Source organism: Zobellia sp. B3R18 (genome assembly GCF_018860715.1).
Lineage (GTDB): Bacteria > Bacteroidota > Bacteroidia > Flavobacteriales > Flavobacteriaceae > Zobellia > Zobellia russellii.
In genome coordinates this window covers 15201-31973 of sequence record NZ_JAHKQG010000011.1, presented here as the reverse complement: position 1 = coordinate 31973, position 16773 = coordinate 15201, and the positions used below count along the sequence as shown (strand labels likewise).

Genomic DNA, 16773 nt, shown 5'->3' with positions numbered 1-16773 from the left:
AGGTTAATTTGTTAATCAATCGTTAAAGGTAGGGCGTAGTTTTACTTTGTGATCGCCAAATCTCGAACTTTGATTCGTAATATTGATATAAAAGTAATAAGTTAAAAACTAACGTACGGCAGGCACGGACAAAATCTTTTCGCTTTTTTGTAAGATTGTTCAGAGTGTGTAATTATTAAAATGAAAACACCGCTTGCCATATACTTAGATGCAATATTCAACGTTATTAAAATTAATTAACGGTAATACATATTTCTAGTTAGAACACTATGCTAAAAAAAATCACCGCGCTTATCCCTATTTTCTTGGGGATGGTTTCTATGGGAATTGCTCAAGAAACTGAAATTTATACCCACGATCAAAAACAATATCAAGATGCCTTGGCGCTCTATAACAATGAGCAATACCAAGCGGCACAGTCTATTTTTGCAAAGGTCAAGGACAATACCAATAATTTGGAGACCAAGGCCAATAGTGCATACTATGAGGCAAATGCTGCCGTAAGGCTCAACCAGTTGGGCGCAGATAGGCTCATGGAAGATTTTGTGACCAATTATCCAACTTCTACCAAAAGGAATTCCGCTTATGTAGATGTAGCCGAATACTATTTTGAGACGGGAAAGTACCCGTATGCTTTAAAATGGTACAATAAGGTTGAGCAAAGCGCCTTGTCTCGTAAGGAGATGGACAAGTTTAATTTTAACTATGGATATTCGCTCTTTTCTTCGGGAAAACAAAAGCAGGCCGAAAGCTACCTTCAAAAGGTAGAAAATTCTCCAGTTTATGGCTCTCAGGCCAAATATTACATGGGGTACATAGCTTATCAGCAAGATGATTACGATACGGCAAACCAACGATTTGACCAGATAAAGGATCCTGAAATTCTTGAAGAAAAGATGGATTATTACCAAGCTGATATGAATTTTAAGCTGGGTAAGTTTGATCAGGCCATAGCTTTGGCAAAGAAGCAAATGGCAAAAGGAGACCGAAAGGAGAAATCCGAACTCAGTAAAATTATTGGAGAAAGCTATTTTAACTTGAACGAATATGCCAATGCTATTCCTTATCTAGAGGATTACCAAGGTAAAAAAGGCAAGTGGAGCAATACGGATTACTACCTTTTGGGATATTCATACTACAAGCAAGGAGATTATGCCAATGCGGTACAGCAATTCAATAAAATTATAGGAGGAACCAACAGTGTTTCGCAAAATGCATATTACCATTTAGCGGAATGTTATTTAAAGTTGGACAAAAAACAAGAGGCATTGAACGCTTTTAGAAATGCTTCGCAAATGGACTTCTCACAGGAGATTCAAAAGGATGCCTATTTAAACTATGCCCGTTTGAGTTATGAGGTGGGTAATGCCTATGAGCCGGTACCACAGGTTATTTCGGATTATTTGGCCAAATATCCGGATAGTGCCAATACAGAAGAAATGCAAGAGCTGTTGGTAGATTCCTATATCACTTCCAAAAATTTTGCAGGGGCTATGGAACTTCTGGAAAAGAACAAAAATTATGCTAGTAAATCTACCTATCAGAAAGTGGCCTACTATCGTGGTATAGAACTGTTCATGAACGGTGACTATCAAGGTACCGTTGAAAATTTAGGAAAGTCATTAGGTAGTGCAGAGGGTAATCTTTTTAAGGCGAAAGCCAATTATTGGAAAGCAGAAGCGGAATATGCGCTCAATGATTACGGAGATGCATTGGTAGATTATATTCAGTTTCAGCAAAATCCATCGGCTAAATCTACAGAGGAATATAAAGAGCTGGATTACAACTTGGCATATACTTATTTTAAGTTGAAGGATTATAGTAATGCCATATCGTATTTTGGTAATTTCACCAATGCAGGGTCTAACGATACACAGAAATTATACGACGGTTACCTGCGTTTGGGAGATAGTTACTTTGTAACCAGTAAATATTGGCCGGCCATTGAAACCTATAACAAGGCACTTGCCCTGTCCGGACCGGAGAAAGATTATGCGGCTTACCAAAAGGCCATCAGTTATGGTTTTGTAGATAGACGCGATACCAAAATAGAAGAGTTAAGAACCTTTGTGTCGGCCTATCCAAAATCCAGTTTAAAGGACGATGCCCTTTTTGAGTTGGCCAATACCTTAATTTCTACAGGACAGGAGCAACAGGGGCTTCAGACCTATCAAAGGATGATTACGGAATATAAAGCCAGTTCATTGGTGCCACAGGCTATGATGCGCCAAGGTTTGGTGCACTATAATGCCAGCCGAAACGAACAAGCCTTAAAGGAGTTTAAAGCGGTGGTCCATAATTTTCCTAATACACAAGAAGCTATTCAGGCAGTTTCTACGGCAAAATTAATTTATGTTGATTTAGGCCGGGTTGATGAGTATGCAGAATGGGTTCAGAAACTAGACTTTGTAGAGGTTACGGATAGCGAGCTGGATAATGCCACTTTTGAATCTGCGGATAAGCAAAATATGGAGGGCAAAAAAGATGCTGCCATTAAAGGGTACGAAAATTACATAAAGCAGTTCCCTAACGGATTAAATGCGGTCAAGGCCAATTTCAACTTGGCGCAATTATATTTTGCAAAAGGAAAAAAGGAACAGGCATTGCCAAATTATAAATTCGTTGCGGATAAAATGGGGAGCGAGTATGCAGAGCAGGCGCTGACACGGGTTTGTGAAATCTATTTGGGCAAAGAAGATTATGCTTCGGCATTGCCTTATTTACAGCGATTGGAAAATCAAGCGGATATTCAGCAAAACAGAACTTTTGCCCAGTCTAACTTAATGAAAGGTTACTACAAGCAAAAAGATTATGGTAAGACGTTGGCCTATGCCGAAAAGGTTTTGGCTACACCCATTATAGATAATCGTATTAAAAGTGATGCTCAGATAATGATTGCCCGTTCTGCAATTGCTACGGGAGATGAAGCAAAAGCGGAGAAAGCCTATGCAGATGTATTGAAAATAGCGTCAGGTTCTACTGCTGCGGAAGCACTATACTATGACGCGTATTTTAAGAGTAAGGCGCAGGACTATGAAAACTCCAATATTGCGGTACAGAAACTGGCAAAGGATTATTCCGGTTATAAAGAATGGGGAGGAAAAGGGCTGATTTTGATGGCCAAAAATTTCTATGCTTTGGGAGATGCATATCAAGCTACTTATATTTTGGATAGTGTGATAAGTAATTTCGGTCAGTTTGATGAGATCGTTTCAGAGGCCAAAGCGGAACTTTCCATTATTAAGGCTAAGGAAGCGCAGAGCAACTCATCTGTGCGAACGGACTAACATTAAGAAATAGATTTAACAAGATTGAAAAAATTGAATCTGAGTGGGGTCTTAGAACCGGCTTCGCTTTTAAGGTGTAAATTCAAAAAAGAACACAGAATGCACAAACATATAAAGCTTACTCTTATTTTTCTTACGGGTGTTTTTCAGTTAGCCATAGCGCAAGAAGAAGAAAAAGATGATATAGGTACGGAAACCGTTACCGTAACCAAGGCCTATACGCCAACGATCAATGATGCTTTTAAGATTAAGACCATGCCTAATCTTAATGATTCTATCGTATTGCAAAAGAAGAAAATCAATTATAGTATTTTTTCCGTTCCGGTAGCGTCAACATTTACACCTGCCAAGGGCAAGGCTTCGGCCGTAAAGAAAACCCCGCCACCGGTACTGTATAACTCATATGCTTCTGCTGGTATTGGTAATCCTGCCAATTTAATGGGTAAGTTTTATACGAGCAGAACTATTGATCGTGAATCCGGATATACCCTTGGTTTGGGACATAATTCCTCTCGTGGGGATATTGATGGCGTAGCGTTGGATAATATTTACTCGAACACGGAATTAAATGCCAGCTACACCAAAAGGGATAGTGATTTTGACTGGGGAGTAGATGTAGGTGCCCAACATCAACTTTACAATTGGTACGGTATTCCAGATGCTACCTTTACTGAGGAAACCGTAGATGGTATTGATGAGCGTCAGAATTATTATATGGCAGAAGCATCGGGTCACATAAATGTTGAGGATTCTTATTTTGAGAACGCAAAACTAGAATACAGAAGATTTTGGGATGCTGTTAAATCCGGTGAAAATAGGGCTGTTTTTAAAACTGGCTTTTCATTTCCGGTGGCAGATGAAGATTTTAAGGTCAAAGCAAAAGTGGATTACGTAAGCGGTAGTTTTGAAAACTCCAGTCTTAACAACCCAACTAATACACCGGGAATAGATTATAGCAATTTACAAGTAGGTATTAATCCTACCCTGGTATTGGTAAATGAAGATTTATCGTTGAATTTAGGGGTAAACCTTGTGTATGGTCTGGATACCCAAAACAATGATAGTAACTTTTATATTTATCCAGCGGTTACCGCATCTTACAGGTTGTTAGATGACATGGCCATCGTTTACGGTGGGGTAGAGGGTGATTTAATGCAGAATTCCTACTACGGTTTTGTAGAGGACAACCCGTACGTATCTCCAACATTGACCATTGTTCCTACGGATAAGAAGTACGATGCCTATGTAGGTCTTAAAGGGCAAATCCTGCCTAATTTAAGCTATAATGCCAAAGTAAGTTATACCACGGAAGATAGAAAGGCATTGTATAAACTTAATGCTAGAAATGACTCAAGAACCGATGAAAAAGGCTATTACTATGGTAACTCTTTTGAGGTGTTCTATGATGATGTAAAAACTATTGGAGCTTTTGGAGAGTTGAATGTAGATGTAAACCGGAATTTTAGTTTGGGAGTAAATGTGGAGTACTTTAATTACAACACCGAAACGGATAACCCGGCTTGGAATTTGCCAAACTTAACAAGTTCATTGTTCATGGATTATCAAATAGGGGAAAAGTGGTATGCTGGAGCCAACCTTTTTTATGTGGGCGAAAGAGATGATGTGGCCACTATTGCCAGCGCAAGCGGAAACCCGGCAGATTTCTTTGCTACGCCAATAACTTTAGATGGTTATTTTGATGCTAATTTTCATGTGGGCTACCGGTGGAACGATCAACTTTCCTTCTTCTTAAAAGTAGCGAATATCGCTAATAACAATTACCAGCGCTTTGCGAACTATCCGGTTCAGGGCTTGCAGGTTATGGGCGGGTTAACCTATAAGTTTGATCTTTAGGTTTGAAGTAAAAATAAATAGGGTGTATTCAACCGATTTTTATAGGGTCTTATCTATACCGATGTAAGATTCATGGTAGAATACGTATTTTTGTAGCTATTGCTATAAAGAAAATGTATCATGTTTTATAAGAATAAAAAGGCTTGTGTGAGCTTCGGTAATTACGGGTTCCTTTTAGGGCAAAAAGTGCTTGGTGCCATTTTTTTAGTATCAATGGTTCTGTTTGTTGCATGTGGTTCCGATGATTCCGGTACGCCATCTACATCTGATATGGATACTGATGGAGACGGTATTCTTGACTCTAAGGAAGTGTTGGATGGTACAAGTAAGACCAATCCGTGCGATCCTAAACAAAATAGTGGTTATACAGGTTATGATGTTGATAATACCATTTGGCTAGGGGCCGATTGTGATACGGATGGAGTTACCAATTCCGAAGAGCTTGCCAATGGTACGAACCCTTATGTAAACGAAATTAAAGATACTGACGGGGATGGTATTCCTGATTTCCAAGAGGATGCGGATGGTACTGATAAAGAGAATCCGTGTGATCCCGTGCAAGATGAAAATTATACAGGATACAACCCTGCGAACAACATTTGGAAAAGTGCAGATTGTGATGCGGATGGTGTAAATAATGGCGATGAGGTAACCGCAGGAAGCAATCCATATTTGGATGATACGGTTTATGCCGTTGCCCAGTTCCTTCCTAAATTGGCCGATCTTAAAATATTTAGAGGAAATCCATCGGATTTAATTCCTAATACAACTTCGCATGAATATAGTCTAAGTACACCTCTTTATAGTGATTATGCTCAAAAATTCAGAACGATATCCCTTCCTGAAGGTGCGCAAATGACTTATAATGACCAAGGCCTTTTACAGTTTCCGGATAACACGGTTATTAGTAAAACATTCTTTTATTACAATGATGAAAGAGACCCATCAAAAGGGAAAAAACTACTTGAAACCCGAATTTTGATAAAGACCAACGGTACGTGGGATATGGGGAACTACCTTTGGAATGAAGATCAGACCGAAGCGGAACTTAGTAACGAGGCACCGGTAATCCAAGTAAACTGGATAGATAGCTCGGGAAGTGGTCAATCTGTAGGATATAAGGTTCCGTTTAGCGTTAACTGTACGCAGTGCCATGACGTTAACAATACTACCATTCCTATTGGACCCAAGGCAAGAAATTTAAATTTTGTCTATAATGGCAAAAATCAACTTCAATATTTTATTGATAAAGGGTTACTTTCCGGTGCGCCTGCCATTTCGGAGATTGAACGTTTGCCGGATTGGTTGGATGATTCTTTTACGTTAACCGAACGTGCCAAAGCCTATATGGATGTGAACTGTGCCCACTGCCACCAACCTAGCGGTTATCATAATTCTAACCAAGGTGTCCGTCCGGATTTTAGGTATGAAACCTCGTATGCGGATAGTAATGTTGAAGATTTTAAGGCCGATATTAGGCTAAGAGTAGAGACAGATCCAGCTTACGGCCCATCTATGCCACTTGTTGGCATTACGCAATTACATGCGGAAGGTGTAGATCTAATTCAAGCGTATATTGATTCTTTGGATTAACGTTCGAAAATACTTTTCAATTTTCATGTAGAAGTAGCTGTATAGACTGAAATACAGGAACATCGCCTTAATTTACTTATTTTAGAGTCCGTTTAAACGCTCTATGATGACCAAATTTTCACTGAGGGATTTTGTATTTCTTTTGTTGGGGCTTTGTTTTTTACTTCGCATGGAGTCGCAAAACCTAGTTGAAAACCCCAGTTTTGAAGACTTTGTACATTGTCCTGAACATTTGGGCAACTTTAGTACGGATGTAAAAGGTTGGTCAACACCTACCGAGGGTTCAACAGATTACTTTAATGGGTGTAGTGCGGAAATGGGTACACCAAAAAACTTCAATGGTTCGCAACCGGCAGATTTTGGTCAGGGTTATGCAGGGTTGTATCTATATGCGCCAGATGATTACAGAGAATATTTTCAGACCAAATTGTTACGACCTTTAACAAAAGGGGTTACCTATAAAGTATCTTTTTTTGTGAGTTTGGCCGAACGTTCAGATTTTGCCATAAAGGAATTTGGGGTGTTGTTCGCTAAGAATAAATTAAGCGTACCCATAAAGAAAGCCCTATCAAAAAAGCAGTTGTATCAACAGAAAAATAATGTTTACAATTATTTGGAAATTGGGTATTCAAACTTCTATTCGGATACCCAAGATTGGATATTGGTGCACACCCAATTTGTAGCAAAAGGTTCTGAGGAATATTTAATTATTGGTAATTTTAAGAGTAATGCGCGTACACGTCTTTTTAAGACAAAGCGAAATGCCAAGCAAGGCGCATATTACTATGTGGATATGGTTGAGGTGTCCGAAGCTATGGGCAATAATACTATCTTACCCAAGGGAAAACCGCGCACGTTTGAACTCAATAAAACTCATGTTTTTGAAGATGTACTCTTTGCTTTTGATAAAGCGGTCATACTCCAAACGGCAAAACAGGAGCTTCATGAAATCTATTCTTACTTATCTGAAAACCCAACGCTCAAAATTTCAATAAATGGATATACGGATTCTGTTGGAAGCAAGAAATATAATGAATCATTGTCCAAAAAAAGGGCAAAAGCGGTATCGGATTATTTGGTTCATTTAGGGTTGAACAAAAATCGGATAGTTTGGAAAGGTCATGGAGGCCAAAAACCCATTGCGGACAACGGTACTTCTAAAGGTAGGAGAAAAAATAGAAGGGTGGAGTTTATGATTAGCAAACCCGCACCCTAACTTTATGTTTTAGTAATCTGAATAATCAGTAGGGTAAAGCAGCATGATGTCCGCTTTGCTTACATTGTTTTGATAATTAGGATCGGCCTTTAGTTTCAACCACTTCGGGGCAGTTCTAAAAGCATCCCAATGAGCATCTCTAGATTCCATATCCTTAAAAGTGGTCATATACATGAGGTTGGGCATACGGTCACCGGATAGGACTTCGGCATAAAAAACAGCATTAAAACCTAGGGATTCAAAAAGTTCTACTTCGCCTCCCGCATTAAACATATCTACTTTATTCTGGTAAATTGCTTCGGTGGCAGATTCATAACTACGTAATTCATAAACGCGATCTTTTCTCGGGCCTTCTACTTTTGAAGCCTCCATTGTTGGCATTTCTGAAAAGGCTTTCATTAAAGTAGAACTTATTCTTTCGTACGGTGCATCGTTATATTTTGCATTTATATAATTGGAGCCTGCGGAAACATAACTTTTATCCTGAGACAGCATATGGTCCAAGGTCAAGAATTGTTCAAACGACTTAAAGGGTAGGAGTACATAAATTTTAAGTTCTTCACTATCTTCCTCCGGAATAGGTTTGAACACGCCTACATGCTCTATTCCGGCCCGTTTTAATGCGGGTAGGTAAGCATTTTCCAAATAACTGTCCACAGCCGTTTCTTGATTTTTATCTTTGAGAAAATAGGTTTTTAGCTGGTAAAATTCACGTTCTTGAGTTTGTGCATTTGCAGAAAAACCAATGGCGAAAATCAAAAGTAGTGTTGTAAAGTAACTCTGAATACAATTTTTCATATGAAATATAGGGTTTGGTAAAATCAAACTTAACAAAGAACCCTGTTAAAACCTAAAATAACCAAGGATAAGGTGATTGTGCGATAGCGTTGAATTATGAATTTATATAGCTTATTATTTCTGAAAGAATCAACGTAACTTGCAAGAAAGAAGAATAACATGGATTTAAATCTTGCGGTACTTATAGATGGTGATAATATCCCCTCAGCATATGTAAAAGAAATGATGGAGGAAATTGCCAAATATGGCAATCCTACCATAAAACGAATTTATGGCGATTGGACCAATCCACGTTTGGGTAAATGGAAAAATGTCCTACTGGAAAATGCCATTACCCCAATACAGCAATACGGGTACACCCAAGGTAAGAATGCCACGGATTCTGCTATGATTATTGATGCTATGGATATTTTGTATTCGGGCAAAGTAAACGGTTTCTGTCTTGTGAGTAGTGATAGTGATTTTACCCGTTTGGCAACTCGTTTGCGGGAAGCCGGTATGCAAGTTTTTGGTATAGGAGAGAAGAAAACTCCAAATCCGTTTATTGTAGCTTGTGATAAGTTTATTTATATAGAAATCCTTAAGAAGGAAGATGAGGAGGAAGAGAATGCCGTGAGCAATAAAACCGCAAAAGTTGCTAAGAACAATGTAGATAGGATTACGGCCAAGGATATTAGGTTAATAGCTTCAACAATAGATGATGTGGCCGATGATGATGGTTGGGCTTTTTTGGGTGATGTAGGGAGTCTTTTGCAGAAAAAACAACCTAATTTTGATTCTAGGAACTACGGTTTTCAAAAACTTACCCCGCTTATAAATTCAATAAAATCAATTGAGGTAGACCGGCGCGAGGATTCTAAAGGGCGCAAAAAATTGGTGTACGTGAAAATGGCGGAAAAGCCAAAATCCCGTTCTACAAAATAATAAGGGTCTAATGTTCGTTTTAAATAGATGGTCTCATTTTTCAATGAAAAATGTACCGGAAATTAGTACGAATTAATTTGTTGAATACATGAGAACTTTCAAAAAGAATTCACCCGCCTTGTTTGCAGCTTTTTTAATGAGTGTAACATTTAGTAGCGCCATAGATGCCCCCGTCATAAATGTTGATGTAGAAGATTATAAGGCCTCAAAACCTGCCGAAAGTGAGTTGCTGGGAAGTTGGGAATACGCTGCCGAAAATGCACCGGATAAGTACAAAGTAGGAGCGCTTTCTATCTTTCATGAACATGGAGAAAACAATGTCTTCGTTCAATTGGATGAAAGGGAAATCTTAGGAACAAAAGTTAATTTGGTAGGCAATACCATCAGTTTTGAAGTAACCTTGGAAGGAACTGTTTTTGCTGTTAAGCTTACGGCCAAGGGCGAGGCTCTAACGGGTACGTACACCTCTGCGGACGGTACGTTTGAAATAAAAGGTGCACGTGTAAAAATCATGTAAAACCAGAATTGGGGAAAAACACTTTTTTTCTCAAAAGCTAGTAGTAAGGGAGTAGTACAATATTTATGTACTTTTGGAAAGCTTCAAATTCTCTTACTATGAAAAAAATACTTCCTTTATTAGTACTGTTCCTTACGGGTTGTGAATACCTAAAGGAAAAAGTAGATTTGGTTATTGTGAACGCAAATGTCTACACGGTAGACGCCGAATTTTCTAAAGCGGAAGCCTTTGCCATTCATAAAGGTAAATTTATTGCAGTAGGTACTACCGAAGAAATTAGGGATAAATATACCTCGGACCAGTTGGTAGATGCAGATGGCCGTACTATAACTCCAGGACTTATTGATGCCCATTGCCATTTTTTTGGCTTGGGACTTAAACAACAAACGGTAGATTTGGTAGGTACCAAAAGCTTTGAGGAAGTTCTGGAACGTGTTCAGGCTTTTCAAAGCGAGAATCCTAAAGAATTCATATTGGGTGATGGTTGGGACCAAAATGATTGGGAGGTAAAAGAATATCCCACCCGTAAAGAATTAGATCAACTTTTTCCGGATACTCCAGTGGCCTTAAGTCGCATTGATGGTCATGCGTTGTTAGTCAATAAAGCTGCATTGGATTTGGCGGGTATCGATTGGAGTACAAAAGTAGAGGGAGGAGAAATTGTAAAAGGTGCAATGGGTATTACCGGAGTACTGGTAGACAACCCAATGGAATTGGTGTATTCTAAAATTCCAATGCCTGACTTGGATGCTCAAGTGAAGGCATTAAAAGATGCAGAAAGAATTTGTTTGAATAATGGATTAACTACCGTTGATGATGCAGGATTAAATCGTGCTACTATAGAGCTAATTGATAGTTTGCAACAAACCGGAGAACTTTCGATTAAGGTGTACGCCATGGTGAGCAATAATCCAGAAGACGTAGACTATTTTATCTATAAAGGACCTATAAAAACCGAAAGACTAAACGTACGTTCCGTTAAAGTGTATGGAGACGGTGCACTTGGTTCTAGGGGAGCGGCTTTAAAAAAACCTTATTCCGATAAATGGGGGCATTATGGTGCCATGGTTACACCTATAGATGAAATAGAGCATTTGGCGCGGCGTTTGGCAATTTCGGAATATCAAATGAATACTCATGCCATTGGCGATTCTGCCAATGCGGTGGTGCTAAGAACTTACCAAAAAGTATTAAAGGACAGGCCCAATCGTCGTTGGAGGGTAGAACATGCCCAGATTATAGATTCGTTGGACTTTGATTATTTTGCGAATGGGGTAATACCCTCTGTGCAGCCTACTCATGCTACGAGTGATATGTATTGGGCCGAAGACCGTTTAGGAGAGGACCGTGTGAAAGGAGCGTATGCATTTAAAAAGCTTTTGGATAAGGCAGGAACACTTGCTTTAGGTACAGATTTTCCGGTAGAACAGGTAAGTCCGTTTTTAACTTTTTATGCTGCTGTAACTAGAAAGGATGTTAAGGGGTACCCTGAAGGCGGTTTTCAAATGCAGGATGCACTCACGCGCGAAGAAGCGTTAAAGGGTATGACTATTTGGGCGGCGTATTCTAATTTTGAAGAAGATGAGAAGGGTAGTATAGAGGCTGGGAAGTTCGCGGATTTTGTTATCTATGATAAGGATATGATGACCGTTCCTGTTGCTGAGATTCCAACCATTATGGCAGAACAAACCTTTATAAACGGTAAGACAAGATAGTGGGCAAGAGTTCACAAAATAAAAAAACCGAAGCCCTAAAGCTTCGGTTTTTCTAATTATAGATTTCAGGATAAATTACATTTTTGCAGCGGTAATAGGAACGGCAATTCTTGTTTTGTCCCATCCCATAACCATTTTAAATCCAGCGCCATCTTCTTTAAAAGCAATAGAAAATTCCTCCAATGAATTGGAATCTTCAGAACTAGGTACGCTTACACGTGCAACATCTGCGCTTTTATCATAAGAATAAGCACCCCACTGGTTAAGATTTTTGTTCAATACTACGGTCCATTCGCTTTTACCTGGAATAGTAAAGATAGAATAGGTTCCGGCTTTAATTTCTTTACCACCAAAATTTACGTCTGAATAGAATGTAATCTCAGCGGCTTCATTGGCACCGGTACGCCATACTTTTCCTGCCGGAGCCAGTTCGGATAGCGAACGACCTTTTAATTGTGGGCGACTATAAATAATACGAGCGGTTTTTGTAGATACCTTGTAATCGGTAGGGAATGCGGCCATATCCATAGGGCTTTTATCCAACCCGCTAAATTTCTGGGCTAATGCATCTGTAGAAAAGGTCATGGCAAAGGCCATTAAAGCAATAAAAAGTACTTTTTTCATAATTGTGTTTGTTTTGCTATAAAACTAATTAGTATTCAATGTAAAATCTACTAAAAAGTCGTTAATTTTTATACTACTTACAGAACGTATTATTTTTAATGAAAAAAAACAAAAATAACAATATATTGATGTTTTTAAATTGTTTTATATTTCGATATGAAATCAATAAAGGCATTTGTGTTTTATAATTGAAAGTTTAGTTGCAATTTTGATTTCAAATTAGAAATAAACAAAGAGTTATGTGTGGAATTGTATGTGCATTTGATTTAAAAGAAAGTTCAGATGTTTTAAGACCCCAATTATTGGAGATGTCTAAGAAAATACGTCACCGTGGTCCGGATTGGAGTGGTATCTATGCCGATGAAAAAGCCATCTTAGCGCATGAGCGTTTGGCTATTGTTGATCCAGCTTCCGGAACCCAGCCGTTGTACAGTGAGGATAAAAAATTGGTTTTGGCCGCAAACGGCGAAATCTATAACCATAGAGAGTTGCGCAAGCAATTTGAAGGAAAGTATAATTTCCAGACCGAATCTGATTGCGAAGTTATTTTGGCCCTTTACCAAGAAAAAGGAGCTAGTTTCTTGGATGAGATGAACGGTATTTTTGGTTTTGCCATATATGATACGGAGAACGATTCTTATTTTGTGGCACGTGACCATATGGGTATTATACCTTTATATGTAGGATGGGATCAAAACGGGACGTTCTATGTAGCTTCTGAATTGAAAGCTTTGGAAGGAACCTGTACAAAAATTCAACTTTTTCCTCCGGGCCACTATTTGAGTAGTGAAGATGGCGAGTTCAAAAAATGGTATTCTAGAGATTGGATGGAGTACGATGCCGTGAAGGAAAACGAAACGAGCATAAAGGAAATTAAAGAAGCGTTGGAAGCTGCCGTACACCGTCAGTTAATGTCAGATGTACCTTATGGTGTATTGCTTTCAGGAGGTTTGGATTCTTCCGTTACATCGGCGATAGCGAAAAAATATGCACAAAAACGTATAGAGTCAGGTGATACTACAGATGCTTGGTGGCCTCAGTTGCACTCTTTTTCGGTAGGTCTTGAAGGTTCTCCGGATTTGGCTGCTGCTCAAAAGGTGGCAGACCATATTGGTACGGTACATCATGAAATTAAGTTTACCATTCAAGAAGGTTTAGATGCTATTAAGGATGTGGTTTACAACTTAGAAACGTATGATATAACTACCATTAGAGCTTCCACGCCAATGTATCTTATGGCAAGGGTGATTAAGTCTATGGGTATTAAAATGGTGCTTTCGGGAGAAGGTGCAGATGAGCTTTTTGGTGGATACCTTTATTTTCATAAAGCACCTAATGATAAGGAATTTCATGAAGAGACTGTTCGTAAGTTGAGCAAGTTGCATATGTACGATTGTTTACGTGCCAATAAGTCCTTGGCGGCTTGGGGTATTGAAGGTCGTGTGCCGTTCTTGGATAAAGAATTTATGGATGTAGCTATGCGCATCAACCCAAAAGATAAAATGATCAATGGGGAGCGTATGGAGAAATGGGTAGTGCGTAAAGCATTTGAAGATATGTTGCCCGAAAGCGTAGCATGGAGACAGAAAGAACAATTTTCCGATGGTGTAGGATACAGCTGGATTGATACTTTAAAGGAGATTGTAAACGAAGAGGTATCTGATGAGCAATTGGCAAACGCAAAATTCCGTTTCCCAATTCAAACACCAACATCAAAAGAAGAATTTTACTATCGTTCTATATTTGAATCTCATTTCCCATCGGATGCTGCAGCATTATGTGTGCCTCAAGAAGCATCGGTTGCTTGTAGTACGCAAATAGCTTTGGAGTGGGATGAGGCGTTCAAGAACATGAACGATCCATCTGGTAGAGCCGTGGCAAACGTTCACGATGACGCCTATTAGAAGTATTTAACCATTCTTTTATAGAATTAGCTAAGAAATGACCTGTTGTGCAATAGAAGCCAACAGGTTTTTTCGTTTGCGCCTTAGATGGAAGGAGATGCTTTTAAGTTTCTATAAATCATAAAAGTTGTTTTGGTATTGCTAATCTGTTTTTTATAAGCAGAGGTTTTATAAGTTGAAGTTGAGTGATTTAGGAGCTGGTTAGGTGTAGATTTCCTATGTTGCCCTATAGTTGTAATTTTCCACAATTTTTGTTGATAACTTAGAGGTATCGTTATTCTCAAAACCCTATATTCCATGGGGTTTTGCGTATATTTGTGAGATTGCCAAAAATTAAGTCTAACAACTAGTTAATTTTATGAGCGAAGAAGCAAATAAAGAAGAAAACAAAAAACAATATTCAGCGGACAGTATCCAGGCTCTAGAGGGTATGGAACACGTACGTATGCGCCCATCCATGTATATTGGAGATGTTGGTGTAAGAGGTCTTCACCACTTGGTATACGAGGTGGTGGATAACTCCATAGATGAGGCTATGGGTGGTTATTGTGATACGATCAGTGTTACGATAAACGAGGATAACTCCATAACTACACAGGATAACGGTAGGGGTATTCCTGTAGACTTACATAAAAAAGAAGGTATATCCGCTCTAGAAGTGGTTATGACCAAAATTGGTGCCGGTGGTAAGTTTGATAAGGATTCCTATAAGGTTTCCGGTGGACTTCACGGGGTTGGTGTTTCTTGTGTGAACGCACTTTCAAATCACCTTAAAGCTACCGTTTACCGCGATGGTAAAATTTGGGAGCAGGAGTACGAAAGAGGTAAATCTCTTTATCCTGTAAAAAGTGTAGGGGAGACCGATAAGCGGGGAACCGTGGTGACCTTTATACCGGATGACACAATTTTTAAGCAAACTACGGAGTATAGTTATGAGACTTTATCCAATCGTATGCGTGAGCTTTCCTTTTTGAACAAAGGGGTAAGCATTACTATTACGGATAAACGTCAAAAAGACGAAAACGGGGAGTTTGTTAGTGAACGTTTTTATTCCGATCAAGGTTTAAAAGAGTTTGTTAAGTTCCTTGATGGAAACCGTGAGCCGCTAATCCAGAATGTAATTTCTATGGAAGGCGAGAAAAACGATATTCCTGTTGAGGTTGCAATGATTTATAATACGAGCTATACGGAAAACCTGCACTCGTACGTAAACAATATTAATACCCATGAAGGGGGGACACACCTTTCCGGTTTTAGGAGAGGGCTTACAACTACCTTGAAAAAGTATGCCGATGCTTCTGGTATGCTTGAAAAATTGAAATTTGAGGTTCAGGGAGATGACTTTAGAGAAGGTCTAACGGCCATTGTTTCCGTTAAAGTTGCAGAACCACAATTTGAAGGGCAGACCAAAACCAAATTGGGTAACCGTGAGGTTTCTTCTGCAGTTTCACAGGCAGTTTCAGAAATGTTGTCGGATTATTTGGAGGAACATCCGGATGATGCCAAAATCATAGTTCAGAAAGTAATTCTTGCCGCTCAAGCACGTCATGCCGCTACTAAGGCCCGTGAAATGGTTCAGCGTAAAACCGTAATGAGCATTGGTGGTCTTCCCGGGAAATTATCGGATTGTTCGGAGCAGGATCCTGCACAATGTGAAGTTTTCCTTGTTGAGGGTGATTCTGCGGGTGGTACGGCCAAGATGGGCCGTGACCGTAAGTTTCAGGCAATTCTTCCGTTGCGAGGTAAGATTTTGAACGTGGAGAAAGCTATGCAACACAAGGTTTTTGAAAACGAGGAAATTAAAAACATCTATACGGCCTTAGGGGTTACCATTGGTACCGAAGAGGATAGTAAAGCTTTGAACTTGGAAAAGTTGCGTTATCATAAAGTAGTGATCATGTGTGATGCCGATGTTGATGGTAGCCATATAGAGACACTTATTTTAACCTTCTTCTTTAGATATATGCGCGAGCTTATTGAAAGCGGACACGTTTATATAGCCACACCACCGTTGTATTTGGTGAAAAAAGGATCTAAAAAACGTTACGCTTGGTCAGATAAGGAACGTGATGAAATCGCGGATAGCTATAGCGGAGGCGTTAGTATACAACGTTACAAAGGTCTGGGTGAGATGAATGCCGAGCAGTTGTGGGATACCACCATGAACCCGGAATTCAGAACATTACGTCAGATACAGATAGATAATGCTACCGAAACGGATCGGGTATTCTCTATGTTAATGGGTGATGAAGTACCGCCACGAAGAGAATTTATAGAGAAGAATGCTGTTTATGCGAACATTGATGCATAACAATTAGCGTTTTCACAACAAATATTCGTC

Annotated in this window: 11 protein-coding genes; 9 read left to right on the top strand and 2 right to left on the bottom strand. The window is 39.2% G+C overall.

What is annotated here, in order from left to right; genetic code table 11:
- Positions 1–269 precede the first annotated feature (269 nt).
- From KO513_RS06680 to KO513_RS06665, 4 genes are all read left to right on the top strand, one after another.
- Positions 270–3287 carry a tetratricopeptide repeat protein gene (locus tag KO513_RS06680; RefSeq protein ID WP_215912782.1) on the top strand — a complete coding sequence of 1006 codons (3018 nt, stop codon included), beginning with the start codon at positions 270–272 and terminating at the stop codon, positions 3285–3287.
- A 99-nt stretch (positions 3288–3386) separates the two neighbouring features.
- The gene (locus KO513_RS06675) at positions 3387–5141 is read left to right on the top strand and encodes a TonB-dependent receptor (RefSeq protein ID WP_215912781.1); all 1755 of its coding nucleotides are present in this window, start codon (positions 3387–3389) and stop codon (positions 5139–5141) included.
- 147 nt (positions 5142–5288) lie between these two features.
- Positions 5289–6734, top strand: coding sequence for a hypothetical protein (locus KO513_RS06670; protein ID WP_215912780.1), 1446 nt, complete (start codon positions 5289–5291; stop codon positions 6732–6734).
- A gap of 103 nt (positions 6735–6837) precedes the next feature.
- Positions 6838–7950: an OmpA family protein gene (locus tag KO513_RS06665; RefSeq protein ID WP_215912779.1), complete on the top strand. Its 1113-nt coding sequence runs from the start codon at positions 6838–6840 to the stop codon at positions 7948–7950.
- Between the two features lie 9 nt (positions 7951–7959).
- Here KO513_RS06665 and KO513_RS06660 read toward each other — a convergent pair whose 3' ends face one another.
- Positions 7960–8748, bottom strand: a complete 789-nt coding sequence (locus KO513_RS06660; RefSeq protein ID WP_215912778.1) for an NIPSNAP family protein — start codon at positions 8746–8748, stop codon at positions 7960–7962.
- Positions 8749–8907: 159 nt separating this feature from the next.
- Between KO513_RS06660 and KO513_RS06655 the strand changes: the two genes are divergently transcribed.
- The 3 genes from KO513_RS06655 to KO513_RS06645 all read left to right on the top strand — a co-directional run bounded on the left by KO513_RS06655 (position 8908) and on the right by KO513_RS06645 (position 11904).
- Positions 8908–9672, top strand: coding sequence for an NYN domain-containing protein (locus KO513_RS06655; protein WP_215438243.1), 765 nt, complete (start codon positions 8908–8910; stop codon positions 9670–9672).
- An 88-nt stretch (positions 9673–9760) separates the two neighbouring features.
- Positions 9761–10189 (top strand): hypothetical protein, encoded by a 429-nt coding sequence (locus tag KO513_RS06650; protein ID WP_215912777.1) that lies wholly within the window; start codon positions 9761–9763, stop codon positions 10187–10189.
- Between the two features lie 98 nt (positions 10190–10287).
- Positions 10288–11904: an amidohydrolase gene (locus KO513_RS06645; protein ID WP_215912776.1), complete on the top strand. Its 1617-nt coding sequence runs from the start codon at positions 10288–10290 to the stop codon at positions 11902–11904.
- 75 nt (positions 11905–11979) lie between these two features.
- On the opposite strand, the gene KO513_RS06640 is transcribed toward KO513_RS06645, so the two are convergent.
- Positions 11980–12528 (bottom strand): DUF2911 domain-containing protein, encoded by a 549-nt coding sequence (locus KO513_RS06640; RefSeq protein WP_215438240.1) that lies wholly within the window; start codon positions 12526–12528, stop codon positions 11980–11982.
- Positions 12529–12767: 239 nt separating this feature from the next.
- Between KO513_RS06640 and asnB the strand changes: the two genes are divergently transcribed.
- Together asnB and gyrB are read left to right on the top strand one after the other, a co-directional pair.
- Complete coding sequence (gene asnB / locus KO513_RS06635; protein ID WP_215912775.1) at positions 12768–14432, top strand: asparagine synthase B; 1665 nt, start codon at positions 12768–12770, stop codon at positions 14430–14432.
- A gap of 358 nt (positions 14433–14790) precedes the next feature.
- Positions 14791–16743, top strand: coding sequence for a DNA topoisomerase (ATP-hydrolyzing) subunit B (gyrB, locus tag KO513_RS06630; protein ID WP_215438238.1), 1953 nt, complete (start codon positions 14791–14793; stop codon positions 16741–16743).
- Positions 16744–16773 lie beyond the last annotated feature (30 nt).

Excerpts from the sequence above, each read along its gene's own strand:
- asnB (WP_215912775.1), top strand. The coding sequence starts at position 12,768 with ATGTGTGGAATTGTATGTGCATTTGATTTAAAAGAAAGTTCAGATGTT.
- KO513_RS06675 (WP_215912781.1), top strand. The coding sequence starts at position 3,387 with ATGCACAAACATATAAAGCTTACTCTTATTTTTCTTACGGGTGTTTTT.
- KO513_RS06650 (WP_215912777.1), top strand. The coding sequence starts at position 9,761 with ATGAGAACTTTCAAAAAGAATTCACCCGCCTTGTTTGCAGCTTTTTTA.
- KO513_RS06645 (WP_215912776.1), top strand. The coding sequence starts at position 10,288 with ATGAAAAAAATACTTCCTTTATTAGTACTGTTCCTTACGGGTTGTGAA.
- KO513_RS06660 (WP_215912778.1), bottom strand. The coding sequence starts at position 8,748 with ATGAAAAATTGTATTCAGAGTTACTTTACAACACTACTTTTGATTTTC.
- KO513_RS06680 (WP_215912782.1), top strand. The coding sequence starts at position 270 with ATGCTAAAAAAAATCACCGCGCTTATCCCTATTTTCTTGGGGATGGTT.
- KO513_RS06665 (WP_215912779.1), top strand. The coding sequence starts at position 6,838 with ATGATGACCAAATTTTCACTGAGGGATTTTGTATTTCTTTTGTTGGGG.
- gyrB (WP_215438238.1), top strand. The coding sequence starts at position 14,791 with ATGAGCGAAGAAGCAAATAAAGAAGAAAACAAAAAACAATATTCAGCG.
- KO513_RS06655 (WP_215438243.1), top strand. The coding sequence starts at position 8,908 with ATGGATTTAAATCTTGCGGTACTTATAGATGGTGATAATATCCCCTCA.
- KO513_RS06640 (WP_215438240.1), bottom strand. The coding sequence starts at position 12,528 with ATGAAAAAAGTACTTTTTATTGCTTTAATGGCCTTTGCCATGACCTTT.